The sequence below is a fragment of the Microcoleus sp. S36a_B3 genome (assembly GCF_036700745.1).
GTDB lineage: Bacteria > Cyanobacteriota > Cyanobacteriia > Cyanobacteriales > Microcoleaceae > Microcoleus.
Window position 1 is genome coordinate 1 of record NZ_JAUBPN010000035.1, and the last position, 24,180, is coordinate 24,180.

23 protein-coding genes are annotated in these 24,180 nt (G+C 46.0%); 14 read left to right on the plus strand and 9 right to left on the minus strand.

Going from position 1 to position 24,180, the window contains the following annotated elements:
- Positions 1-131 precede the first annotated feature (131 nt).
- Entirely contained in the window at positions 132-479 is a 348-nt protein-coding gene (locus QUA01_RS24380; RefSeq protein ID WP_333093071.1) for a hypothetical protein, read from the minus strand.
- 379 nt (positions 480-858) lie between these two features.
- Between QUA01_RS24380 and QUA01_RS24385 the strand changes: the two genes are divergently transcribed.
- The 3 genes from QUA01_RS24385 to QUA01_RS24395 are packed head-to-tail and all read left to right on the plus strand — an operon-like array spanning position 859 to position 6,045.
- Positions 859-5,355, plus strand: coding sequence for an NACHT domain-containing protein (locus QUA01_RS24385; protein WP_333093072.1), 4,497 nt, complete (start codon positions 859-861; stop codon positions 5,353-5,355).
- A gap of 19 nt (positions 5,356-5,374) precedes the next feature.
- Positions 5,375-5,614: a hypothetical protein gene (locus tag QUA01_RS24390; RefSeq protein WP_332974168.1), complete on the plus strand. Its 240-nt coding sequence runs from the start codon at positions 5,375-5,377 to the stop codon at positions 5,612-5,614.
- Complete coding sequence (locus QUA01_RS24395) at positions 5,602-6,045, plus strand: type II toxin-antitoxin system VapC family toxin (RefSeq protein ID WP_333093073.1); 444 nt, start codon at positions 5,602-5,604, stop codon at positions 6,043-6,045. The genes QUA01_RS24390 and QUA01_RS24395 overlap by 13 nt, the downstream gene beginning before the upstream one ends.
- Before the next feature lie 211 nt (positions 6,046-6,256).
- On the opposite strand, the gene QUA01_RS24400 is transcribed toward QUA01_RS24395, so the two are convergent.
- Together QUA01_RS24400 and QUA01_RS24405 are read right to left on the minus strand one after the other, a co-directional pair.
- The gene (locus tag QUA01_RS24400) at positions 6,257-7,984 is read right to left on the minus strand and encodes an ABC transporter ATP-binding protein (RefSeq protein ID WP_333093074.1); all 1,728 of its coding nucleotides are present in this window, start codon (positions 7,982-7,984) and stop codon (positions 6,257-6,259) included.
- A 311-nt stretch (positions 7,985-8,295) separates the two neighbouring features.
- Entirely contained in the window at positions 8,296-8,778 is a 483-nt protein-coding gene (locus tag QUA01_RS24405) for an FxLYD domain-containing protein (protein WP_333093075.1), read from the minus strand.
- Positions 8,779-8,949: 171 nt separating this feature from the next.
- Between QUA01_RS24405 and QUA01_RS24410 the strand changes: the two genes are divergently transcribed.
- Entirely contained in the window at positions 8,950-9,705 is a 756-nt protein-coding gene (locus QUA01_RS24410; RefSeq protein ID WP_333093076.1) for a Uma2 family endonuclease, read from the plus strand.
- Positions 9,706-9,763: 58 nt separating this feature from the next.
- On the opposite strand, the gene QUA01_RS24415 is transcribed toward QUA01_RS24410, so the two are convergent.
- The gene (locus tag QUA01_RS24415) at positions 9,764-11,467 is read right to left on the minus strand and encodes a flavin monoamine oxidase family protein (protein ID WP_333093077.1); all 1,704 of its coding nucleotides are present in this window, start codon (positions 11,465-11,467) and stop codon (positions 9,764-9,766) included.
- Positions 11,468-11,560: 93 nt separating this feature from the next.
- Between QUA01_RS24415 and QUA01_RS24420 the strand changes: the two genes are divergently transcribed.
- Positions 11,561-12,475: a PPC domain-containing protein gene (locus QUA01_RS24420; RefSeq protein ID WP_333093078.1), complete on the plus strand. Its 915-nt coding sequence runs from the start codon at positions 11,561-11,563 to the stop codon at positions 12,473-12,475.
- Between the two features lie 199 nt (positions 12,476-12,674).
- Here the strand turns inward: QUA01_RS24420 and QUA01_RS24425 are convergent, their stop codons facing one another.
- Complete coding sequence (locus QUA01_RS24425; RefSeq protein ID WP_333093079.1) at positions 12,675-13,271, minus strand: hypothetical protein; 597 nt, start codon at positions 13,269-13,271, stop codon at positions 12,675-12,677.
- A 52-nt stretch (positions 13,272-13,323) separates the two neighbouring features.
- On the minus strand, positions 13,324-14,499 hold the full coding sequence (ribD, locus tag QUA01_RS24430; RefSeq protein WP_333093080.1) for a bifunctional diaminohydroxyphosphoribosylaminopyrimidine deaminase/5-amino-6-(5-phosphoribosylamino)uracil reductase RibD: 1,176 nt from the start codon (positions 14,497-14,499) through the stop codon (positions 13,324-13,326).
- Positions 14,500-14,686: 187 nt separating this feature from the next.
- Here ribD and QUA01_RS24435 point away from each other — a divergent pair, with 187 nt between their 5' ends.
- Together QUA01_RS24435 and QUA01_RS24440 are read left to right on the plus strand one after the other, a co-directional pair.
- On the plus strand, positions 14,687-15,544 hold the full coding sequence (locus QUA01_RS24435; protein ID WP_333093081.1) for an FAD-binding domain-containing protein: 858 nt from the start codon (positions 14,687-14,689) through the stop codon (positions 15,542-15,544).
- Positions 15,545-15,902: 358 nt separating this feature from the next.
- Positions 15,903-16,316 (plus strand): hypothetical protein, encoded by a 414-nt coding sequence (locus tag QUA01_RS24440; protein ID WP_333093082.1) that lies wholly within the window; start codon positions 15,903-15,905, stop codon positions 16,314-16,316.
- A gap of 106 nt (positions 16,317-16,422) precedes the next feature.
- Here QUA01_RS24440 and QUA01_RS24445 read toward each other — a convergent pair whose 3' ends face one another.
- On the minus strand, positions 16,423-16,965 hold the full coding sequence (locus QUA01_RS24445; protein WP_333093083.1) for a cyclic nucleotide-binding domain-containing protein: 543 nt from the start codon (positions 16,963-16,965) through the stop codon (positions 16,423-16,425).
- A 195-nt stretch (positions 16,966-17,160) separates the two neighbouring features.
- On the minus strand, positions 17,161-17,367 hold the full coding sequence (locus QUA01_RS24450) for a hypothetical protein (protein WP_194067077.1): 207 nt from the start codon (positions 17,365-17,367) through the stop codon (positions 17,161-17,163).
- Positions 17,368-17,688: 321 nt separating this feature from the next.
- Here QUA01_RS24450 and QUA01_RS24455 point away from each other — a divergent pair, with 321 nt between their 5' ends.
- The 4 genes from QUA01_RS24455 to QUA01_RS24470 all read left to right on the plus strand — a co-directional run bounded on the left by QUA01_RS24455 (position 17,689) and on the right by QUA01_RS24470 (position 19,624).
- A complete protein-coding gene (locus QUA01_RS24455) occupies positions 17,689-18,708 on the plus strand; it encodes an outer membrane protein (RefSeq protein ID WP_333093084.1) in 1,020 nt (339 codons plus the stop codon).
- Between the two features lie 187 nt (positions 18,709-18,895).
- Entirely contained in the window at positions 18,896-19,159 is a 264-nt protein-coding gene (locus tag QUA01_RS24460) for a hypothetical protein (RefSeq protein ID WP_333093085.1), read from the plus strand.
- A complete protein-coding gene (locus QUA01_RS24465) occupies positions 19,160-19,399 on the plus strand; it encodes a type II toxin-antitoxin system VapC family toxin (RefSeq protein ID WP_333093086.1) in 240 nt (79 codons plus the stop codon).
- A gap of 36 nt (positions 19,400-19,435) precedes the next feature.
- Positions 19,436-19,624: a hypothetical protein gene (locus QUA01_RS24470; protein ID WP_333093087.1), complete on the plus strand. Its 189-nt coding sequence runs from the start codon at positions 19,436-19,438 to the stop codon at positions 19,622-19,624.
- Here QUA01_RS24470 and QUA01_RS24475 read toward each other — a convergent pair.
- Positions 19,615-19,767, minus strand: a complete 153-nt coding sequence (locus tag QUA01_RS24475) for a hypothetical protein (RefSeq protein ID WP_333093088.1) — start codon at positions 19,765-19,767, stop codon at positions 19,615-19,617. The genes QUA01_RS24470 and QUA01_RS24475 overlap by 10 nt on opposite strands.
- A gap of 11 nt (positions 19,768-19,778) precedes the next feature.
- Between QUA01_RS24475 and QUA01_RS24480 the strand changes: the two genes are divergently transcribed.
- The 3 genes from QUA01_RS24480 to QUA01_RS24490 all read left to right on the plus strand — a co-directional run bounded on the left by QUA01_RS24480 (position 19,779) and on the right by QUA01_RS24490 (position 23,572).
- Entirely contained in the window at positions 19,779-20,054 is a 276-nt protein-coding gene (locus QUA01_RS24480; RefSeq protein ID WP_333093089.1) for a hypothetical protein, read from the plus strand.
- Complete coding sequence (locus QUA01_RS24485; RefSeq protein WP_333093090.1) at positions 20,047-20,388, plus strand: type II toxin-antitoxin system PemK/MazF family toxin; 342 nt, start codon at positions 20,047-20,049, stop codon at positions 20,386-20,388. Before QUA01_RS24480 ends, QUA01_RS24485 begins: the two co-directional genes overlap by 8 nt.
- 64 nt (positions 20,389-20,452) lie before the next feature.
- On the plus strand, positions 20,453-23,572 hold the full coding sequence (locus tag QUA01_RS24490; RefSeq protein WP_333093091.1) for an AAA family ATPase: 3,120 nt from the start codon (positions 20,453-20,455) through the stop codon (positions 23,570-23,572).
- Positions 23,573-24,180 lie beyond the last annotated feature (608 nt).

Below are 24,180 nucleotides of genomic sequence, written 5' to 3' on the forward strand. Positions count from 1 at the left end.
CTGGGGGCTGATTCCTGATTTTTTACACCTGTGTTCCTGACTCTATTATATACTTTTGGAAATACTTGATACCGTTGTTATATGTTGATTTCATGGCTTTATGCCGACAAATTTAAAACTATTAAATTTGTCTAAATATCTGCGGAATATGGGTCTAAACGTTCGAGATCGAGTCCGCCTTCATCGCGGCTGATGCGGCGCACGGTGACGTTAACATTGCTCAAATCTGCCAGCAAATCTTGCAGGATTTCTTGTTGCTGCCGAGCTTGAGTTATTTCGCGCGGTTCCTGCACCAAATCGCGAACAATTGTATCTTCGGCGCGCGAAGCCACGATCGGGTCTGCTTCGCCATCTACGTGCACAAAAGTGCGCCGACCGGGCCCGCGTTCTTCTTCAATTGGTATTACTGTTGTTACTCGATCGGAGCGTACATATTTGCCAAATCCAAGGTGGACTAAGACAGAAGATTGTATTTTCATAGATAGCAAATTTTATTTGTTAGTTATCTATATTTTAACTTTTAAATATCGTATATAACAACTCCATTAGAGCTATTATTGCTACAATTTATTTCGGTTTTTAGTGTGTTTTATAGTTGTAAAATTTCCTAAAAAATGCTAAGTTAATTAACTGAATATAACTTACCAACGGTGGGTCAGAAACCGGGTTTTTTAGGAAAAGACGCGCTCCTACCAGCAGATTCCGTAAAAACCCGGTTTCTTTGGTCGGAGCGCGTAAATCCTGTTAACATAAAAATAGAGCTGTTTGCGATCATCGCCCGCAGCGCATTTCAGGGACACAGCCTACCGATTCTAGATTTGAGCATTACTTCCACAGAAAAACAGGAAAGCCTAAATCATGCTAATTAGTCTCGACTTAGTTATCAGTCTCCTGACGACAATTCCCTTCGGCACCCTACAAGACAAGCTTCAGCGCAACGAAAGAGTCATCAAAATCTTAAAAAAATTTAACCTCGATCCTGATGCTCCGCCCGCAGATTTTAGCGGAGTTTACGTTTATACTTTAGTCGAGTACGGCGCTGGCAAACCCAAACAAATTTTAGAACTGTTTCGCCAAAAAGAGATTGAATCAGCATTTCGCAAAGCCTTCGAGTCCGATAGCCCAGCCATTTTAATTCAAGCAGGCGATGAGTTTCTCAGCGAGTCTGCTTTGGGTCGGGAACTCCGAAATTTAGGGATTGACCCCAGACGGGAATTCATGGCGTTTGCGGCCGTGTTTATGGAGGTAGCAAAGCGGACGAGATCGATCAACGACGTGATGGTGGGAAATTCGATCGCATCTTTGCAAAAACGCCTATCTTTGGTAATGGATCGCATCGAACGCCTGCCCACTATCGAAGGAATTCGCACCGAGTTTGCACGACTGGAAGCTGAAGATTATCCCGCACTTCCCGCCGCCGCAGCATCAACTAATATTCAAAAGTCTCAAGCTTTTATTTTATCACAGCAAGTTCGTGGTTGGTTTGAAACATTAAGTTATAAGTTTGAAACCTATCACATCTCGGAAGATAACTATTTTGAATGGATTATCAATGTTCCCGTCAGACGCAATCGGTACGATCGCATTTTAGTGCGCGGAATAGCCGGAGAAGCCGGACTCAGAGACATCTCAGCCTTGCGCGAGTCGGTAGAAAAACAGCGCACCGATGAAGGCTGGTTAGTTACGGCCCGCCGCATCAGTCGCGCCGCGCGGGATGAAGTAGAAAAAGATGAAAATCGTAATTTAGCTTGCTATACGTTCGATGAATTACTCGACCAAGATGCCGATTTTACCGCTTATCTGGATTGGCTAGAAACAGAAATTACCAGCCGGAAAATTAATACAAAATACGTGCCGCTAGCTTGTACGAAAGAAGAAATCGACCCCGATACTCACCGCAAGATAGGCGTGAGTCATTATGGCGAAGGAGATGGCTGGATCGAAGGTTATCTTGACCTGTGGTTGAATGACCCAGTAAAAGAACATATTTCAGTTTTAGGAGAATTTGGAACTGGAAAAAGTTGGTTTGCGATGCACTATGCTTGGATGGCGCTGCAACGCTACCGAAATGCTCAAAAGCGGGGATTAGAACGTCCGCGTTTGCCGTTAGTAATTCCTTTGCGAGATTACGCCAAAGCAGTTAGTGTGGAGTCGCTATTTTCCGAGTTTTTCTTTCGGAAACACGAGATACCTTTGGCGGGTTATTCGGCCTTTGAACAACTGAATCGCATGGGTAAGTTTCTGTTGATTTTCGATGGTTTTGATGAAATGGCCGCTAAGTGCGATCGGCAAGAAACCATCAACAACTTCTGGGAACTAGCAAAAGCCGTCGTTCCCGGCGCAAAAGTCATCCTCACTTGCCGTACCGAACACTTTCCTGAAGGCAAGGAAGGACGGGCATTGTTCAATGCAGAACTGCAAGCATCAACAACCATTTTAACAGGCGAAATTCCCCAATTTGAAGTCTTAGAATTAGAAAAATTTAACGACGAGCAAATTAGGCAAGCGCTGTCATTTCAAACAGAAGTGGCGACAGTAGAAAAAGTGATGGGAAACCCGCAACTATTGGATTTAGCGCGTCGCCCGGTGATGACCGAGTTAATTTTGGAAGCATTGCCCGATATTGAAGCTGGAAAACCAGTCGATATGTCGCGGATTTATCTGTATGCGGTGCGGCGGAAGATAGAGAGAGATATCAAAGCAGAACGCACTTTTACTTCAGTAGCAGATAAGCTTTACTTTTTGTGCGAACTGTCTTGGGAAATGCTGTCTACCAACCAAATGAGTCTCAATTATCGCGGTTTTCCCGATCGCATTCGAGGCCTGTTTGGTTCCGTCGTGCAGGAGGAAAAAGACTTAGACCACTGGCACTACGACATGATGGGTCAAACGATGCTAATTCGCAATGCAGATGGAGATTATACTCCAGCGCATCGTTCGCTGTTAGAGTTTTTTGTCGCTTACAAATTTGCAGCGGAATTGGGAGTTTTGGCCGCAGATTTTACCGAATTAGTTGCGCCTGAACAGTCTTGTTTAGATCCTAATGCAGCGCCTCAAAAATATACTTGGTCTAATTATTGTCGATTGCAAGCCCAAAAGAGAAACAATGGTGAACTTATCGCGCCTTTGCAGGGATTTACTGCTGAAGATTTAGGGCAACTTTGTCAGAGTTTCGGAAAAGCGCCGCTGACAAAAGCTGTGATGGATTTGTTGTTACCAATGGTAGGGGCGGTGTCCTCGTGCCGGCCCTGCCTTGATGTAGGGGCAGCTACGGAGGAATTATTGGAAATTCTCGAAGCAACGCGGGGAAAAACTGAAAGTGAGATAGGTTATGTGGGAGGGAATGCGGCGACGCTGTTGGTGAAAATCGATGGCACTGCGTTAGAAACAAAAGACCTTTCTCGTGCAGTTATTTTAGGTGCTGATTTTACAAATGCTAGTCTGCGCCGCGTCAATTTTGCTGAAGCGAATTTAGCCGAATCTGTTTTTGCTAAAATTTTTGGCAGTGTTCGATCGGTCATATTTAGTCCTGATGGCCAACTGTTAGCTACAGGTGATAGTAATGGCGTAGTTCGCTTGTGGGAAGCTAGCAGTTGCAGAGAAATATTGACCTGTAAAGGACATACCAATGTGGTGGAGTCAGTCGCCTTCAGTCCTGACGGTGAGATACTTGCTAGCGGGAGTTATGACAAAACAATCAAGTTATGGGATGTCAATACTGGTGAATGTTTAAAAGTGTTGCAGGGACATACCGAATCAGTAATGTCTGTCACCTTGCATCCTGATGGAAATATACTCGCTAGTGGGAGTTTTGATCGCACGGTAAGGTTATGGAATGTCGGTACTGGTGAATGCCTCAAAATTTTGCACGGTCATACTCAAAACGTATTTTCAGTGGCTTTCCACCCTGCTGGTGAGATGCTTGCCACCGGGAGTAGTGACCAAACAGTAAGGCTATGGAATATCAACAGTGGTGAATGTCTGAAAATTTTGGAGGGACATACTAAAAACGTGTTTTCTGTTGCTTTCAATTCTACTGGTGAAATACTTGCTAGTGGCAGCGCCGACAAAACAGTGAAGCTGTGGAATATCAACAGTGGTGAATGTCTCAAAACTTTAGAGGGACATTTCGATCAAGTACGGTCAATAGCCTTCAGTCCTTCTGGCGAAATACTTGCAAGTGGCAGTCACGATCGAACAGCGAAGCTGTGGGATATCCGCACTGGTGAATGCTTGAATACTTTGCAAGGGCATAACGATCGAGTAGGGTCAGTCGCTTTCCATCTTGCTGGTGAAATACTTGTTAGCGGTAGTTATAATAAAACGCTAATGCTGTGGGATATCAACAGCGGTGAATGCTTGAATACGCTGCAAGGGCATAGCACTCAAGTAATGTCGATCGCCTTCAGTCCCAACGGTGAAATGTTTGCCAGCGCGGATGACGAACAAACAGTCAAGCTGTGGGATGTCAGCAGCGGTGAGTGCCTCCAAATTTTGCACGGGCATCTTGATCGGGTAAACTTAGTTGCCTTCAATCCTTCGGGTCAAATACTTGCCAGCGCTAGTTATGACCAAACACTGAAACTGTGGGATATTCGCAGTGGTGAATGCCTTCATACTTTGCCAGAATTTGGCAATGAAACACGATCGATCGCCTTCAGTCCAAACGGTGAAATACTTGCTAGTGCAGGTTATGACCAAACGGTGAGGTTGTGGGATATCGGTACTGGCGAATGCCTCAAAACGTTGGACGGGCATAACAATTCTGTAAACTCGGCTGCTTTCAGTCCTTTGGGCGAGATATTTGCCAGTGCAGGTTTTGACGGAACGGTGAGGCTGTGGGATATCCATACTGGTGAATGCCTCCAAATCTTGCAGGGGCATACGGGTTGGGCACGCGCGATCGCCTTTAGCCACAACGGTGAAATACTTGCTAGTGGTAGTGTCGATCGAACAATAAGACTATGGGATGTCCGCAGCGGTGAATGCCTCCAAATCTTGCAGGGGCATACTGATTGGATACGTTCAGTTGCTTTTAGTTATTCTGGTGAAATAGTTGCTAGTGGAAGTGTCGATCGAGCGGTAAGATTATGGGATATCCGTACAGGTGAATGTCTAAAAATTTTGCAAGGTCATACCAGTAGAATTAACTCTATTGCCTTCAATTCAGATGATAACATTCTTGGTACTTGCAGTCGAAATGGCACAATTAGACTTTGGGATGTTGAGACAGGTGAGTGCCTCAAAATACTCAAAAGTGACAGACCTTATGAAAACATGAATATTACAGGAGTTACGGGTTTAACAGAAGTTGAAAAAGCCACGCTCAAAGCTTTAGGGGCTGTTGAAAATTAATTATCGCAAAGGAGGAAGTATGCAGTCAGCAATACGGATTACAACCAAAGTTCTTGCAGGAAATAAACTTGAAATTCAAGTGCCACCTGGATCGGTGGGCGAAGAGGTTGAAGTTTTTGTGATCATACCAGAAAAGCCGCAAGGCGGGCGGCGTAAGGTGTTGGAATTGCTTACAGAAATCCGCAGCCGTCATGTCTCTAGAACTGTTGAAGAAATTGACCGGGAACTAGAAGAAGAAAGAAACTCATGGGACAACTAAACCTACCATCCTCTGCTACAATTTACTTGGATACACAAGTCATTATTTACACCGTTGAAGCTCACCCGAATTACTATTCGCTTCTCCAACCCTTGTGGCTGAAGTTTCAAACAGGTGAGATTGAACTTATGACCAGTGAATTGACGTTACTGGAAACCTTAGTTTTCCCTCTGAAAAATGCTAACACTATCTTAGTCAGTGACTACGAACAACTTTTATTATCCTCAGATATACAGCTAGTTCCCATCACTCAATCTGTACTGAGAACAGCAGCTAATTTAAGAGCTAATACCAATCTCAAAACCCCTGATGCTATTCATGCTGCAACAGCCATCAGTGAAGGTTGTACGCTGTTTCTCACCAATGACAATGGATTTCGTAATGTTCCCAATCTATCTGTTGTCATCCTGAGTGATGTTTTGGCATCATAATCATAGGCGATCGCATTCCCAAAATAATGCTATTCTTCTCTTTGGATATATCTGAAAACCTGTTCAACCGTCAGGTTGACTTCGGGGAAGGCAGATGACAAAATACGATTTCTGATAGGACTTACACACGGGTGGTCAGAAACCGGGTTTTTTACGAGAATACTTCGTTGAGGCCAGCAGAAACGGCCAAAAACCCGGTTTCTAACGTAGCCTACTGACTAAACTGTTGAGCGTAGTAGCCTGCGTAGCGATCGCCCTTTTCCAGCAACTCCTCGTGCGTCCCAGATTCGACAATTCTGCCTTTTTCCAAAACTAAAATACGATCGGCTCTCCGCACAGTAGCCAAGCGGTGCGCGATAATAAACACAGTGCGATCGCGCATCAATCTTTCCAGCGCTTCTTGCACTAAACCTTCGGATTCCGAATCCAGCGCAGATGTAGCCTCATCCAAAATCAATATTCTCGGATCGAGCAAAACTGCACGGGCGATCGCAATTCTTTGTTTTTGTCCCCCAGATAAATTTACACCCCTTTCTCCTACCCAAGTTTGATAGCCGTCAGGAAACTGACTAATAAATTGATGAGCGTTGGCAATCTCCGCAGCTTTTTGAACATCTTTCAGTTCATAATAAGATTGACCGAAAGCGATATTTTGAGCGATCGTACCCGAAAAAAGAATAGTTTCTTGCGGTACAATGCCGATTTGCCGCCGCAGAGTATTTAAGGTGACATCTTGAATATCAATACCATCAATTAAAATCTGTCCCGCTTGCGGATCGTAAAATCTGGGTAACAAGTTTACTAAAGTAGTTTTACCCGCACCCGATGCGCCCACGAGGGCAATCATTTCTCCGGGAAGCACCAACAAACTCATATTTTGTAAAATCGGTGTCTCTGAGTTATAGGCAAAATTAATGTTGCGATATTCGACTTTGCCTGTAACATGGGGAAGTTCGATCGCCCCCGGCTTTTCGACTACTGTTGGTTGAATTGCTAATAATTCAAAAATGCGATCGCTAGAAGCCTCTCCCTGCTTGAAATCGCCGTAATTAGCAGTGGTAATGGCGATCGGGTCAATTAAAAGTGCCACCCCTGCGATATAACTGATAAATTGAGTACCTGTGAGATTTCCTTGAGAAATTTGCCAACCTCCCAAGAAAAAGAGCAAAATTACGCTCATCGCTTCCAGAAAGCCAACTACAACGAACTGAAGTGCTTTTACTCTTTCTGACAAATACTTAGCGCGGCGGTTTTGTTCTGCTTCTTCTGCAAAGCGGGCAATTTCGTAGTCTTCAGCCACAAATGCTTTGATTAAACGAATGCCGCTGAATACTTCTGTCAGCAAAGCTGATAAATCAGAGATACGATTTTGACTTTGCCGCGAGTAACTTAGCAGTTTCTCCCCAAACCAACCAATTAAAATAGCCATCAGCGGTGCAATAATTAATGCACCTAAAGTTAATTGCCAGTTGAGATAAATCATATATCCCAAAACCGCAATTAGCTGCAAAACACAAGGGATAAATTGATGAAAAAATTTATTTACGACTTCGCCAATGCGGTCAATATCTTCGGTAAGGCGGTAGGATAAATCTCCGGTTTTGGCAGTTTCAAAGTAGCCGATATTGAGTTTTTGCAGGTGGGAGTAGACTTTTTTGCGAATTTCTAAAGCAATAGTCAAAGCAGCTTTTGCCATCAGCGTATCTTGACCGTACTGGGCTGTACCGCGAATTAGAAATATAATGGCGCTGAGTGCAGCAATTTGAGCGAACCCTTGTAAATCTCCTTTACCTATAAATTTGGCTGTTTCGCCAACCAGCCACGCTATAATCGGCCAAAATACGGTAAATACTACGGTACAAGCTAATGCTTTACCGATGGTTTGTTTTTGGGGACGGAGGTAGGGTAAGATTTGCCAGTATGTCGATCGAGTTTTCAAGATATTTTGCCCTCGCAAATTCTGTTTTTGGGGATCTCTGCAAGAATATTCAAACTTCGATCCCCCCTAACCCCCCTTAATCAGGGGGGGACAAGATTATTATTCAAAGTCCCCCTTCTTAAGGGGGATTTAGGGGGATCTCTGCGTCACTCATTGCGTAAGTCATAGAGATATTGGAGCCAGAATATGATAACAGCGATCGGACAAATCTCAACAATCATTCTTCACCAAAAGCATCCGGGATACAAAGCCCCCGGATTAATCTGTGGGTTAATTGTCCAATTCTTCAATCTAAAATCTAAAATCTAAAATCATTCTTGAGCGTCTGCATGAGTCGCTAGTACCTGAGCCCCCGCGACAACTTCGCCCCGAAAGGCGGCTGACTGTCCGGGTGCAAGAGTAACTGGTTGAGCGAAGATAAATCCGTTGTCAATTAAATTGCCTGACTCGTCCAAAACTTCATAATTGACTTTGACATTCTTGATTGTTTTGCAGCCTCGATTAAGCACTTGACCGCTAAAAAAGTTGCCGTCATAATTAGCCGCCGCAATTGACACTTTTGCAGCGATGTTGGAACCGGGAATGCAAGTTTGGGCAGTTCCCGATGCTGGCTGTTTCTCGCACAATTTGCCCAAGTCTACTGTTTTGCCGTCGGGGGTTTTCATGTAGCAAAACGGCTCGTCAACTGGTGAGTTTTGAGGAATTGTATTTGTATAGTCTGCAAGCAAAGGGCGAGCCGATATCGGCGAGATTAGCAAACTTGATAAAGCTACTGTTAAATGTAAAAGTTTCATATTTCTTCGGCTTTTTCTGAAATTAATTTTACAATATAATCCACATATGATTTACGCTAGCATATCTATATGTAGGGTGCGCAATGCGCACCTTACAACCACTATTTAGGGTGCGTCGCGCTCCCGTTGCATTGTGCTATGATAAGACATCAAACTTTAAAAAGTAAAGTCATGGTCGCGACTCAAGATAACCCAGGACAAAAAACGGTAGAACTGACCGTCACTTGGGAGAAGTTGCCAGACGACTTCCAATTAGAAGAAAAACCTGTGGAGAATACAGGTCAACCGCTAATTGCTGGAGCACTGCGAGAAATCTTAGAACTGAGAGGATTTATCGGGCCACAAATGCTGATAGCCAGCAATTTTGGGATTTGCGCTACTGTCAACGGCGAGTTAGTAATCAAAGCACTAGATTGGGTTTATGTACCGTCGGTACTGCCCGCCGAATCGAGAAGAGACCGCAAAAGTTATACCCCAAACTTGGAAGGAGAAATCCCGACTATTGTCATGGAATTCTTGTCGGAAACAGACGGTGGGGAATATTCTGTCAAACGTACTTTTCCTCCGGGAAAATGGTTTTTTTACGAACAAATTCTGCAAGTACCAACTTACATCATTTTTGACCCAGAAACTGGCTTGCTGGAAGTATATCGCTTGGAAAATGGCAACTACGAATTAGAATTTCCCGACGCGGAAGGTCGCCACTGGATGGCAGATATTGGTTTGTATTTAGGAACGTGGCGGGGGGAGAAAGAACAGCGTTCAGGTTATTGGTTGCGCTGGTGGGATGAAGCAGGAAATCTGCTTTTATGGGGTGTAGAACAGTTAGCAGTAGAACGCCAGCGGGCCGATCGCGAACGTGAACGGGCCGAACGACTGGCTGAATATTTGCGCGATCGGGGAATTAACCCGGACGAGATTATTTGATAAGTTGTACGCCCTATCTGTAGGGACACGGCAATGCCGTGTCCGCAATTACTCCATATTATCTAATACTCGGCTTTCTATTCCTAAGATTCTGCGCTCCGGGAACTTTCCGGCTGGGACGGCGACTGTTCAAACTGCTAGCAGTTCGAGCATTCAAAGCATCAGCAGGAGCTATCAAACCCAAATCTTGCAAAATTTCAACAGCCGCCCTTTGTCCAGTTTCGCAACCACCTTCCATGTAACCTTGATTTTCCAGGGAAGTGTGTTCCCCGGCAAAAAATAAGTTCCCAACTCGTTCGCCTTCAACGCCGTACATTTGCGTCCACTGTCCGACTAAATAGCAGGAATAAGAACCTTTAGAAAAGCGTTCTCCCGGCCAATAAGCACGCACAGCTTTGCCCGATCGCAAATTTCTCACTCCGGGAAAAACTCTTTCAAATTGGTTCAAAAATCTTTGTGCTTGGTCTTCTGGAGTTCCGGCACCGATCGACAAACCCTGCTTTCCTCCTGTCAAATTAGTAACTAAACCGTTAGGAGTAGGAGCGAAAGGCGTAGCTTCCCGGGTACTCTGGAATCCTAAATCACTATAAACAGAAGCAGTCGAGCGATAAAGTTCTCGCCAAATTCGGCTGCGGTAGCCAGTAATTAACTTAGAATTAGTACCGTAACCCAACTGCTCGATCGCCCTAAGCTTCGGTTGGGGCAAAGGTACGTTAATTTTAACGTCTCGCAGAGTGCTGAACGGCAAAGTTAACAAAACTCGCTCGTAAGTGCGATCGAACGCGCTTAGTCCCGATCGCAAATTTACCCGATAGCGGCCATCCGGCAAAAGAGTAATCGCTTCCAAAACTGTCCCCGCCTCGATCGAACCAGACAATTGACCCGCCAAACGGTTGATAATTTGACTGTTGCCGCCGTCAATTTGATAACGCTCATCGCTGTTGCCGTACAATTCAAAACTGCCAGCTTCAGAACCGATTAAAAACAGCAGATTTAACGCCGACTGTTCTTCAGGATCTCGACCGTATTCCGTCGTGTAAGCAATGCGGAGTAGCTGGCGCAGAATCGTGCTAATCTCGGCTTGGTCTACATATTCAGCGATCGAAAGATTGTCCAATCTTTCTGCTGCTTCCGTAAAATCGAGATAGCTAATGTTATCTCCGATAGCGCCCAAATCTCCATTAATTTTACTCGCTAGCGGCGCAAAATCCGCGATTATTTGCTCAAGAGGAAATCGTCGCCCTTGAAAGAAAAAAGTATCCTTCACCAATCCACTCTGCACTTGGGCTAAGTCGATCGCCTGCAAACCCAATTCCGTCGCCAGCGAGATTAAATTAGTATGACCGGTGTCAATATATTCTCCCCCCAACTCCGCCGGAATAAGCGTTCCAGCCACCTTGGGAATAGTGCGTATCCGCCCCCCCACGCGGTTCGTTGCCTCGATTATATCGGCGCGCACGCCCGCTTGGCGCAAGCGATAAGCCGCCGTCAAACCCGCAATCCCTGCACCCACAACCAAAATCGGCGATCGTCCGCCCTGTTGAGCAAAAGCTCCCCCTCCCTCCCTGGTAAAAGTCGCAGCAGCGGCAGCCCCCGCAGCAGCTAAACCCCCGTGCAGCAACTGGCGACGAGATATGGCAGAATTAGGAATGCGATCTGTCAGCATCCCCAGCAGTTCATCAGCCGGAATGCCCGTTTCCCTTGATTTCTGGGCAATACTAGCAGCGCGGCGCAGCATAGCCATCAGTGCAGACTTAGCCATAGTTAAGACATCCTCACAAAACAAAACTTTGATGTAAACTGGATTCTCGATCGTGCAATTTCCAGACTAAAGTCCAGAGAGATTTTTTTAATAATGCTAACCCTCAGAACACTGTTCGACAGCAAATTTTATCTCGAAAACAACCCAGATGTCGCCGTAGCAGTTGCCAGAGGCACGGTATCGAGTCCCTTCGATCACTACCGAAAAATTGGCAAATTTGAAAATCGCGATCCCAACGCCCTGTTCGATGCCAGCTATTATTTAGACACCAATACAGACGTAGCAGCATCAGCCAAACTCAACGGCTTTTCTGGGGCAGATCACTTTATCAAATTCGGTCAATTTGAACGACGCAACCCTAACCCTTTGTTCGATGTTGGTTTCTATCTAGCAAGCAACCCAGACGTTCAGACAGCAGTCCAGACAAATCAATTTACCGCCTTTGAACACTACTTTAAAGTCGGTCAACTTGAAAACCGCAAACCGAGCGCTTTCTTCGATCCCAGCTTTTATCTAGAAAAATATCCGCTGGTAGCAGGAGCAGTCACCAGCGGCGCAGTTAAAAGTGCGATCGACCATTACATTCAATTCGGTCTACAAGAAGGACTGTTGAGCACTCTCCCCGATCCCTCAGACAATTTGAACGCAGCAAAAAGCCTGGGCATTCTCACAGAAATTCAAACTGCCAGCGATTTTGTGGGAGATGCTGAACCAGCCGACATTTACAGTTTCATCCTCAATACTCCGAGCCTTTTCAGCGTAACTGTTGACGGCTTGAGCGCAGATGTTGATGTTGAATTAATTCAAGATCTCAACGGCAACGGCGCACTTGGATTAGACGATATTATTGCTTCGTCTAATAATTTAGGCACGGCTTCGGAACAGATTGTGAGTAATGGCGCTTTGCCTGCGGGGACTTATTTTGTGCGTGTTTCTCAATTTCAAGGCGATACAAATTATGACTTGAGATTGCTAGCCGCTCCTTCAGTAATACCGCCCCAATTATAAAATCAAAATAACCTATATAGCAAGCCTAAATCAGTCAAACAAACCTAGACTTCTCCTCTCTTCTCCTCTCTTCCTTCGCGGTCTTTGCGCCTTCGCGGTTCGTAAAAAAACATCTGGTTCCCAAATGATTTAGACTTGCTATAAAACAGACTGCCAAAAGGGCGATCGACAATTTGCCCAGGTTTCACTTATTAGTTTCTTACCCCCTGGGAGAGGGCAAAGATTGAACAGGTGTCGGAGGCCAATTAGAGCGACTTCTGGTGAGAGTAGTAGACACCAAAGCATAGCCCAAAATAGCAGGAAGGACGATCGCACTCAGAAACACGATCGTCACCGCCCAACTCATCGTATTCGAGATCGGGCCGTAATGAGTGCGGTAAGGGTCAAAGGTTGGTAAATTAGGCCTCGGCGCGTCCCGCAGCGCGATCGGACGTTTGAACCGCACCCGCCTGTCGTCTAGCTTTTCGAGCAAAATCCAGCCAACTTCCGCCTCTTCCCGGCATAGCTTGTGAAAAATCGCAGGATTGCGGAACAAATCGTTGCTAGCCCGCACAATCTTGTACTCCCAAACCGCCAAATCATCAGAATTGTGATCGGATTTAGGATTGCCCTTGGCTGGCGCATTTTCAGGCGCATTAAAATTATCCTCTTGAGATTCGTACCTAGTCAAAACTTCCTCCTCCTCATCGCATTTTTGCCCCGCATCCCATTGCTCGTGGCTCACCAAAAGACCCACAAGCGCAGTCTCCAAGCCGAGACTGCCAATCATCAAACTCCAAATCAGAATTTCCACCATAAAAGGAGTTAAAAGTTAAAAATCAAAAACTCAAAAGACTCGCTTTTAACTTTCAATCTTTAATTTTTAAATAGCCTTCTACCACACAATCTGCACCCACCGCGCGCCAAGAAACCCGCTCTAAAGTCAAAGCCTCAGTCATTGCCGAAAAGCCCAAATCTCCCACAGGAGTTGGAGCTCCTTGGCCACCGACAATTTTAGGAGCAATAAAAGCCATAATTTTTTGAACTGCACCCTCAGTAATTGCCTGAGCCGCCAAAGTGCCACCGCACTCCCAGAGTACAGAAAGAAAAGATCGATCGTACAAATAAGCCATAACATTAGTCGGTGTCAGAGGCGAGAGCTCCACAACTTCCACCCCTTTGGCAATCAAAAATTCCTGAAATTCCGGGTTAACCCCAGGCTCAGTCAGCACCAAAGTAGCCGCCGAGGAGGTTTCCCACAACCAAGCAGACTTCGGCAAATCCAAAGTGCGGCTCATCACCACCCGCAAAGGATTATTCCTATCAGGCTTGTGACTCGTCAGTAGGGGATTGTCCAGACGCACCGTATTTCCCCCAACAATCACAGCATCGCAGCCGACGCGCACCCGGTGAACCTCGCTCCGAGCCTCCTCGCCTGTCACCCAAGCGCTGTGGCCGCTACTGGTAGCAATTTTACCGTCCAAAGTCATTGCATATTTCAAAATTCCAAAAGGCCGGCGGTGCAAAATCCGGTGCACAAACGCCTCGTTGAGTTTCTGGCAAGCTTCCCCTTCCACTCCCGCCACCACTTCAATGCCAGCCTCTCGCAACCGGGCTAGCCCACTTCCAGCTACCAAAGGATTCGGATCGACCATGCCAGCCACTACTTTTGCCACCTTGGCCTTAACTAAAGCTTCGGAACAGGGGGGAGTCCGGCCGTAGTGGTTGCAGGGTTCCAGGTTCACGTAGACGGTCGCTCCTTCGGCGAGTTCCCCCGCTTCTCGGAGCGCAAAAACTTCGGCGTGAGGTTGACCGGCACCGGGATGAAACCCTTCGCCGACAATCTTGCCGTCTCGGACAATTACAGAACCGACAAGGGGGTTGGGTGCGGTTTTGCCGAGAGCACGGCGAGCCAATTCTATGCAGCGGCGCATCATGGCTCGATCGAACTCTTGAACTTGGCTGTTGTCCAGTTGTTTGGTAGATTGCTGCTGTGGGTTAGCTGAATTGGCGATCGATTGAGCGTCCGCCCCAAAAGTGTCCATAAGATTTTGCTATGATATCTAACCCTAAGTTTAGTGACTTTGATGCTAATTTTGGGCCGCCGAGGATCGATTCCTGCTAGGCGCACTGTACGTTATCGGGAGTCAAGGGCAACAAGCGCGCGATCGGGCAGCTTGTGACCCCAGCAAATAGCTTTAATATTAACTAACAGGCGCTTGAGAAAAAACAATGAGTCAGGACATGAAGCGGGAATTTGCCAGCCGCGACGAATTAATAGCCTACGTCAGCCAACAGTTTCCCGAAGCCGCCGCCCAGGATAGTAACGTACCCGCAACCCCAGGCGGGCGCAAAGCAGCCGAGACAGCGCTGCAACAAATTGATCCCGGCAAATACGCCTCCACCCGCAATTTCCTCAACGGCGCGGTAACGCGGTTGTCGCCCTATTTGCGCTACGGCGTTTTGAGCCTTGCCGAAGTGCGAGATGTCGTACTCTCGAAAGTGCGGCATCAAGAAGATGCCGTCAAACTTGTCAACGAATTGGGTTGGCGGGATTATTGGCAGCGACTGTACGCCGAATTGGGCACAGGGATTTGGCAAGACCGGGAACCCTACAAAACTGGTTACACTGCTAAAGATTACAGCGAAATTCTGCCGCTGGATGTAGTCGAGGGCACGACTGGTAACGTTTGCATCGACAGTTTCAGTCGTCAGTTGCGAGAAACTGGTTACTTGCACAATCACCAGCGGATGTGGACTGCCGCTTATCTCGTACACTGGCGGCGCGTGCGCTGGCAAGCCGGAGCTCGCTGGTTTTTGCAGCACTTGCTAGATGGAGATCCGGCGAGCAACAATCTTTCTTGGCAGTGGGTAGCGAGCACTTTCAGTCACAAACCTTATTTTTTTAATCGGGAAAATTTGGAGCGTTACACTAAGGGAGTTTATTGTGGCGATTGTCCTTTTTACGGGCAGTGCGATTTTGAGGGAACTTATGAATATTTAGAAAGCAAGTTGTTTCCTCATGGCGAAAAGGTCGATCGCACGGGCGGTTCTAGAAGTTGGCAACGCCATAAAAAAGGTAGTCAGTAGTCAGTAGTCAGTAGTCATTAGTCATTAGTCATTAGTCATTAGTCATTAGTCATTAGTCATTAGTCATTAGTCATTAGTCATTAGTCATTAGTTATTGGTTAGTTGTTATTGGTTAGTTGTTATTTGTTAGTTGTTATTGGTTACTTGTTATTGGTTAGTTGTTATTGGTTACTTGCTACGAATTCCCAATCCCTCCGCTTCGCTCCGCCCAATTCTCACTTCCCAATAACAACTAACAAATAAATAACAAATAACAAATAACAGTTAACAAATAACAAATAACAAATAACAAATAACAAATAACAGTTAACAGTCAACAGTCAACAGTTAACAGTCATCAGTCAACAGTCAACAATTTATGAACAATCCGATTATTTGGCTGCACGGCGACTGTTTGAGTCCCCAAGGCCCCGCTTTTCAAGCACACCCAGACGCACCGGCAATTTGGGTTTGGGACGACGCGCTCATCGATGAATGGCAGTTGAGTCTCAAACGAATGGTGTTTATTTACGAATGTTTGCTGGAGTTGCCGGTAGTTATTCGGCGCGGCGATGTGGCTGCGGAAGTTATCGCTTTTGCTCAAGAATCCGGGGCGAATCAAGTAGTCACAACAGAAAGTCCCAGTCCTCGGTTTCAGGATATTTGTCAGGAAATTAGGAGTTCGCTTCCTGTGGAAGTTTTGCCGCCAGAAGCCTTTGTCCGCTACGATGGCTACATTGATTTGAAGCGTTTTTCCCGCTACTGGCGCGTCGCTGAAAAATATGTTTTCTAATCGGTAATGGTGATATCAAATCCTCTCTTTATCGGAATAGTGAATTCACTGTCAACAGTCAACAGTTAACAGTTAACTGTTAACTACTGACTACTGACTACTTCCCTCAACTCGCCTTCAAACGCTGCAAGAGCCATTCAAATCTCGATTGAGCCAAATCTAGATTTTCGACGTGTGGCGCGATCGCCCGTTTGCGATCGTCGGGGTCTTCATATGTTAAAGAATCAGTCTCTTCGCCGAAACGTTGGACTGTACCCCGCAGTCTTGATGACAGAAATCTGGTAATCGCCCGATAAAACCTCAGCGCAAACATTACATCTTGTTCCAATTTTTCTGTTAGCAGCCGCCTGGGAATTGACAGGATGAAGCACTCATCAATTGACGTGACGCTAGCAGAAGGAAGCCTCCCGTCTACAAAAGACATTTCGCCCAACACTTCCCCGCAGGTGATTGTTCCAATTTCTTTGCCGCCCAAAGATAATGCACTAACGCTCAAATTTCCATGCAGAACTATGTACATCGCCTCTAAGGGCTTACCTTCGGTGATGAGGGTGATGCCGCTAGGGATTGTGGTGCGGATACCGTTGGCGATCATCCAATCGATGTCGCGATCGCTCATTTCGCCTAATATGACTAGAACTTTGTTCATAAAGTCAGGTTGAAATCGAATACTTTCTATTTTTTAGTTGTTTAATTGCGTACTGCTTTTAGATGGTCATACCCTGAGCGAAAGCGAAGGCTAAACTCTACTAATTAAACACTTTATTTTACACGATTATTATAATATTTAATATTTTTTACACTCTCGATCTACCACTCTTTTTTGGATCAGTGATATCATACATCATTTTTCGGAGACTGTGCAGTCGATCGCCCGCTGCGAAGAGCCCTTGCTGTAGCCCCGCCGGATTCCCAAAACAATTTTGGAAGCGTGCTGTCTCTCGGTTTTGAGTCTGTGCGCCCTAAAAAACCCAATTTTTCGATCGTTGCTGCGAGTCGGTGCGCCCCAAGTACAGAATTGTAGAATACTCCGATCGCGCGATCGACCCATCAAGTCAACACAGCGCGGGGGTGAAATCCCCCCTTGGAGTGATTTTTATCAGTTCGCTCTCTAAATTAAAAGTAGCATCTCAATCCGCAGTCCGTTCTTGAATCTAATCAGCTAGAGAGTTGACTGTTCAACGGTTGAGTGCCAATCTAGGAACAAGACAAGTGCTATTTGTGTCATTTTTTAGTAAAGCTCTCAACAGGAGCCCTCCAACACTTACACTTTTAATACACCGTTCCTTGAGGAGTGTCTATGAATAGTCTATTTTCCAAGTCTACTTTTGCGCTAATAAATCTTGCAGTTTTAGCAGTTTGTTGCGGTATCATGCCAGCAAAAGCTGAAACTGGAAACTTGCCCGATGTCGGTACAGCAGCAAATGCGACGGCTCAAAATATTGACCAAATTTCTGAGCCTGTGGCAACTTCAGCGGTTAAACCCGATGCAGAAACCATCGCTACTAATACAAAAATTGATTCTATCAGTTGGAGCGAACTAACAACACCGGCAGAGACAGCAGCCTCCGCACCAGCCGCCAATTTGCCAGCATCTGTGGCTGCACAGTCGGAATCTGTAGCAACAACATCAGAAATTGCTGGGACAGAAACAGCAAAAATGGAGTACGCGCCCATTGCTGCCGAGAAACAAAACTCCGAAGAAACACCTAAAATTGCGGATAATAGCGTCAAAGTGCAGCCCAAGGTGGAGATGGGCGAAAAGCTCGATCGCCCCAACTTGGAACTGACAGCAGCAAAGGAAGAAAAAGAAGTCAAAACAGCACGAGAAGTGTTAAGCAATCCTGTCAGCACTTCCGCCAAAACCCTGACAAACCAACCGAAACTTGCCGAAAAACCGGCAGCAGTCTCCGAAACAACTCAAAAAGTAGCTCAAGTCCCCACCATTAGACCGGGCAGAGCTACCCGTTCTGGGCCGAGCTACATCGGCATTGGCGGTAATATAGGTTTTGGCGGAGATTCAGCCCTAGGCGACACTTCATTTGCGATTATTAGCAAAATAGGTTTGACTAACAATTTCTCGGTGAGACCGAGTGTTTTGTTCCGCGATAACTTAACTGTTCTCGTCCCCGTTACCTACGATTTTGTATCGAAAGAAGCTGTCGAAGTCAGCGATGATTTTGTGATTACTGCTGCTCCTTATGCAGGTGCTGGCATAGCCGTTTCTACGGGCGATAACGGTAATTTTGGCTTCCTGCTTACAGGGGGTGTAGATGTACCGCTGTCAAGAAATTTTACAGCCACAGCGGCACTGAATGTGGGTTTTCTCGACGGAACTGATGTGGGATTGTTAGTCGGTGTCGGCTATACCTTCCCGAATATTGCTAGATAGTTTTGCTATTTGAGCAAACGCACGATAAGTAAATAAGCGCGGGGTTGACTGTAGGAATACAGTCAGCCCTTTTTTGATGGTGGAAAATCAACAGCAATCGAGAACACGGCTATTCGGATAACATGGCAATTTGGAGAACACTTAGTTGTATAATAGATAAACTAGCCTTACTAAAAAATAGAATCCTATGTCGCAGGGAATCTTCAACAAAATCCTCAATCAGCTTGACACCCTGGAAGTGCTAGAACTGCAGCAACTAGAGCGCGCTATTGGGAACTCTCTGGCTCAGAAAGAACAAGCTGCTCAACGCACAAGATTTCACCAAGCGCTGTTAACTTCTGGTTTAGTCAAAAAAATCAAGCATTCTTCTTGGACTCAGCAAACACAAAGGCGACTAATTCCGGTACAGGGGCAGCCTGTTTCTGAGACAATTATTGAGGAACGCCGCTAGATGACAATTTATTTTGTAGATAGCAGCGCGCTGGTCAAACGCTACATTAGTGAAATAGGTTCGGGATGCGTTTGGAATTTGTTCGATCCTGCACTGAACAACGATATCTTGATTGCTGGTATTACCAGTGTGGAAATTGTTGCTGCAATTACCAGAAGGTCGCGCGGCCGAAGTATCAATGCGACAGATGCTACAGCAGCGTGCAATCAGTTCAGGAGTGACCTGCAATCTGAGTATTAAGTTGTAGAATTCACCGAAAGTATTATTAACTCTGCAATGGCATTAGCTGAAACCTACGGAGTGCGAGGCTATGATGCTGTGCAGCTAGCAACAGGCTGTAGCATAAATAACCTCTGCACAGCTAACAATTTGCCTGCGATGACTTTTGTATCTGCTGATGGGGAGTTAAATGCAGCAGCAACAAGTGAGGGTTTGATAGTTAAAAATCCTAACAACTATCCGTAAGGTCGATCGCCCGTACAAGAAAAAGCAATTCGCCAAACGCGGAAATTCGGAGGATGAGGTGCAAAATTAACTGCGATCGCCCAGAGGGATTTTTGTGAAAGATATAATGATGGTTGGATCGATCGCACTTTTTCACCAACCACCCGAAAAAATCATGACCAAAACAGAAATCTTAGCAGCACTCAAAAATCTGACAGCAGAAGAACGTCTAGAAATCATCGAAACAGCCTCGCGGATGATGCGCGACGACATAGAACAAAAAGCCCAGCGCAAAGCCGAGAGAAAGCTGAAACTCAGAGCCGCCGCAGAAGCAGCAGTCCCAGATTATATGCCGGGAGGTGCTTTACATGATTTGTGGTCGCCTGAGAGCGAACCATATTTTGAGTCCGAAGAAGAATACCTTAAGGCAGGGGTAAAAACCAATGCGTAAAGGCGAAATTTGGCTGGTTGCACTCGATCCTACTGTGGGCGCTGAAATAGGCAAAACCCGTCCGGTAGTAATTGTCAGCGATGAGACGGTAGGAATTTTATTGCTGGAAGTTATTGTCCCTATCACTGACTGGAAAGAGCGATACGCACAGAGAAATTGGATGGTTCGACTAGAACCCAGCAGCGAAAATGGCTTAATTAAAGTCTCAGCCGCTGACTGTTATCAAGTCCGTTCCGTTTCCCAACAAAGGTTTGTCCGACAACTCGGAACTGTTTCGGAGACAATTATCGAAGAAGTTGCAGAAGCACTGACAATTGTTTTGGATCTGGATTGAATAACTAGCCAACAGCACACAAATAGTGTTATTTATAGATAGATTGTATGGCGCGATGGCCTAAATGATTCCTATACAACTTACACTCAAAAATTTTCTCAGCTATCGCGAAGCTGCTTTAGACTTTCGCGGCCTGCACACCGCTTGCATTTGCGGGCCTAACGGTGCTGGCAAATCCTCTCTGCTAGAGGCGATCGCCTGGTCGCTTTGGGGCTGTTGTCGCAGCGATACAGAAGACGATATCATTCATATCGGCGAAACTGACGTGCGCGTTGATTTCACTTTTTCCACCGGCGGCCAAATCTACCGGGTGATTCGCAACCGCAGGCGCGGACAATCGGGAAGTTTAGAATTTCAAGTTAGCTTGAATGCTGCTGAAACTCAGGAGGAACTCTGTTTTCGCACCCTCACCGACAAGGGGCTCAGAAATACTCAGCAGAAAATTCTCGAACATATCAAATTAGATTACGATACTTTTATTAACTCGGCGTATTTGCGGCAGGGGCGTGCTGATGAGTTTATGCTCAAAAAGCCGATCGACCGCAAGCAAGTTTTAGCCAACCTCCTCAAACTCGATCGATACGACACTTTAGCCGAACAAGCCAAGGAAAGAGCCAGAGAATTTAAAGCCAAAGTCGAAGTCCTCAAACACAGTTTGCAAACCGTACAAGAGCAACTGCAACAAAAAGAGGCAATCTGCGACGAACAAATTCAATTGCAGCAAGCAACCGATTTGCTTCAGCAGCAGCAGCAAGCCGACACCGCCGAGTTGCAGCAACTGCAACTCCAGCACCACAACCGCCAAACTTGGCAAAAACTCCTCGCCGGCCACCAGCAACAGCACTACAATATTTCTCAAGAATGCCGCCGCCTGCAGCAAGAACTCGCTGCGGCCAAACAGCAGGGAAATGAGCTGCAAGCCCTACTCGGACAGGAAAATGAAATAACAGCGGGGATTGCGTATTTCCATGATTTACAGGCCACAGAAGAAGCTCAAGCTGGAAAATTTAAGGTTAACCAACAAGCCCAAAATCAGCGCCAGCAATTACAAGAACAGCAGCGCGACGAACTGAGCTTTTTGCAAAACAAAATTCAGCAGTTACAAGCTCAATTAGATGTTTTAGAACAGGATGAAAAAGAGGTTCTAGGTGTTCTCAAACAGCAGCCGGAGGTTGACAAAGGACTCGCACAGTTGCAAGCTGTTCGATCGCGCCTCAGCGAACTCGACCAATTGCAATTGCAAGTTTCGCCGCTGCTACAACAGCAGCAGCAAAAGCAACAAAAGCTCGATCGCGCCCGCGCCGGCTTAACAGCCCGCTTAGAGGAAATCAACCGACAGGTGCAAGTTCAGCAGCAGCAGCGACAGCCGCAATTGCAGCAGGAAATCTCCGCCATCGCCAATCAAATTTTGCAGTTGGAAAACAAGCGAGTTTATCAAGAACGAGTCCGCGAAAAAGGCCAGGAAAGGCACAGTTTTCTGGAAAACCTGCAAGCCAAAAGCCGCGACTATCAAACCAGACTCGCCGAAATCGACCAAAAACTGCAACTGCTGCGGAAAAATGAAGGAGAAACCAGCGCAGGCGAAGCTACAGTCACGAATTTTGAGGAAAATGAGCAATCGAATTCGCGTTTGATGGTGCGGGATGCAAATTTTGGCAATTGTCCTTTGTGCGATCGACCTTTAGACGAACACTACTGGAATTTGGTAGTCGCAAAACATCACTCCCAACAGCAAGAAATTTGGAACCAACTGTGGGTTGTGCGCGAACAGTTGGCCGTTTCCGATCGCGAAATTCAAGTCCTCAGACATGAATACCGCGAACTAGAACAGGAATTAGCGCCCTATCAAGAATTGCGGGAACGCCGCAGCCATTTGCAAGCACAATTAGACGGCCTGGATCAAGACGAAAACAGGCTGCAAAGTATGCGTCAAGATGCGGAGGAAATCGAGCGGTTGCTGAGTACCGGCGAGTATGCAGCCGATGATTTGGGCGAACTACAGCAAGTGGAACAGCAACTGCAACAGCTCAATTATAGCGATCGCAGTCACTCCCTCGCCCGCAGCGATGAAAAGCGCTTGCGGTGGGCGGAAATTAAGCAAGCTCAAATCAAAGATGCTCAGCAAAAACTGGATAAAATTAATACCCGCCGCCCGGATTTGCAAACTCAATTAGCCGCCGTACAACAACAGTTAGAACAGCAAAAAAATAGCTCGGAAATTCAGCAGCAAATTCTGTCTTTAGATAGATACATTGCGGAAGTTGGCTATAATTTGGAACAGCACGAACACGTCCGCAGCGAAATGCGCCGGACGCAATTTTGGATCGCTAGGGCCGAAAAATTGCGATCGGCAACTGTGCAGTACCCGCAAGTGCAGCAGCGGATTAATGAAATTGCTAATTCCATCGCCGTGCGCGATCGAGATTTGCAAGCTGTCAGTGCTCAAACTTCCGCGATGAACCAGCAGTTACAAGAACATCCCGATCCAACTGTTCGCATCAGCGCTGTAGAACAGCAAATAAGCCGCCGCCGTCAGCAGTTAGACCAACATTTGGGAAGTCTCGGAAGACTCCAGCAGCAACAGCAAAATTTGGAATCTCTGCAAGTTCAGCTAGTAGCTCAAAAAGAGCAAATGCAAGTTACCAAGCGCCAATATCGAGTTTATCAAGAGTTGGGTCAAGCTTTTGGCAAAAACGGCATTCAAGCTTTAATGATTGAAAATGTTTTGCCTCAACTAGAAGCGGAAACTAATCATATTTTGTCGAGATTGAGCGCGAATCAGTTGCACGTTCAATTTATTACTCAGCGGGCGGCTGCTTCTAAAAAAGCAACTAAGTTGATTGATACTTTAGACATTTTAATTGCTGATGCTCGCGGTACTCGCCCCTATGAAACTTACTCTGGCGGTGAAGCTTTTCGGATTAATTTTGCGATTCGGCTGGCGCTGGCGAGATTGTTGTCTCAGCGGGCGGGTACGGCTTTGCAAATGTTGATTATTGATGAGGGATTTGGGACTCAAGATGCGGAAGGGTGCGATCGGCTGATTGCTGCAATTAATGCGATCGCTCCTGATTTCGCCTGTATCCTCACCGTCACCCACATGGCGCAGCTCAAAGAAGTTTTTCAAGCCAGGATTGAAGTAAGCAAAACTGCTCAGGGTTCTTGCATTAACTTGTCGGTTTAGAATGGTTATATCATTTTCGTTTTTTGATTTTGCATCGAAGATTAAAGAATACCGGGCAGCATTTTGGTTTGCTTTGTATAGGTAAATAAAGTTCAGTTAGCGCTATTTATACCGATTTTCCAAATTGATGCAACAGTATATGTAGGGTGTGGATACATCGACAATCTCTAAAAAAGGGTGACAATCTAATAGGGACGCACCTTATACATTGGGTGAACGAAACAACCCTCCGTTTCACTCCGCCCAACAATTTTATTGTTGCAACATTTTTTCTAAATGGTATTATTTCCCGGAGATCCACCTCCTATCAAATCCTCTCTTCATCGGAATAGTAAATTCGCTGTTGACTGTTAACATCATGTATGAGTGCAACCGGAATTGATATCACATCGCCCTGCTTAAGGGCAGTAGGGGTCGAGTAGGAGGCAAAAATTCGGGGGGATCTCCGGGCTTAACTGAACCGTATTGTTGTGTGCACGCTCTTCCATTCGCCCGCGCTTCATTTCCCCGTCGGCTTCTAGGGGCTGCTGAGTTTGTTAGGTTAAACTAAAAATAAGACTATAAAATAAGAATACTTCAATCTCTTTAAACTTTTTTATAGTTCTGTC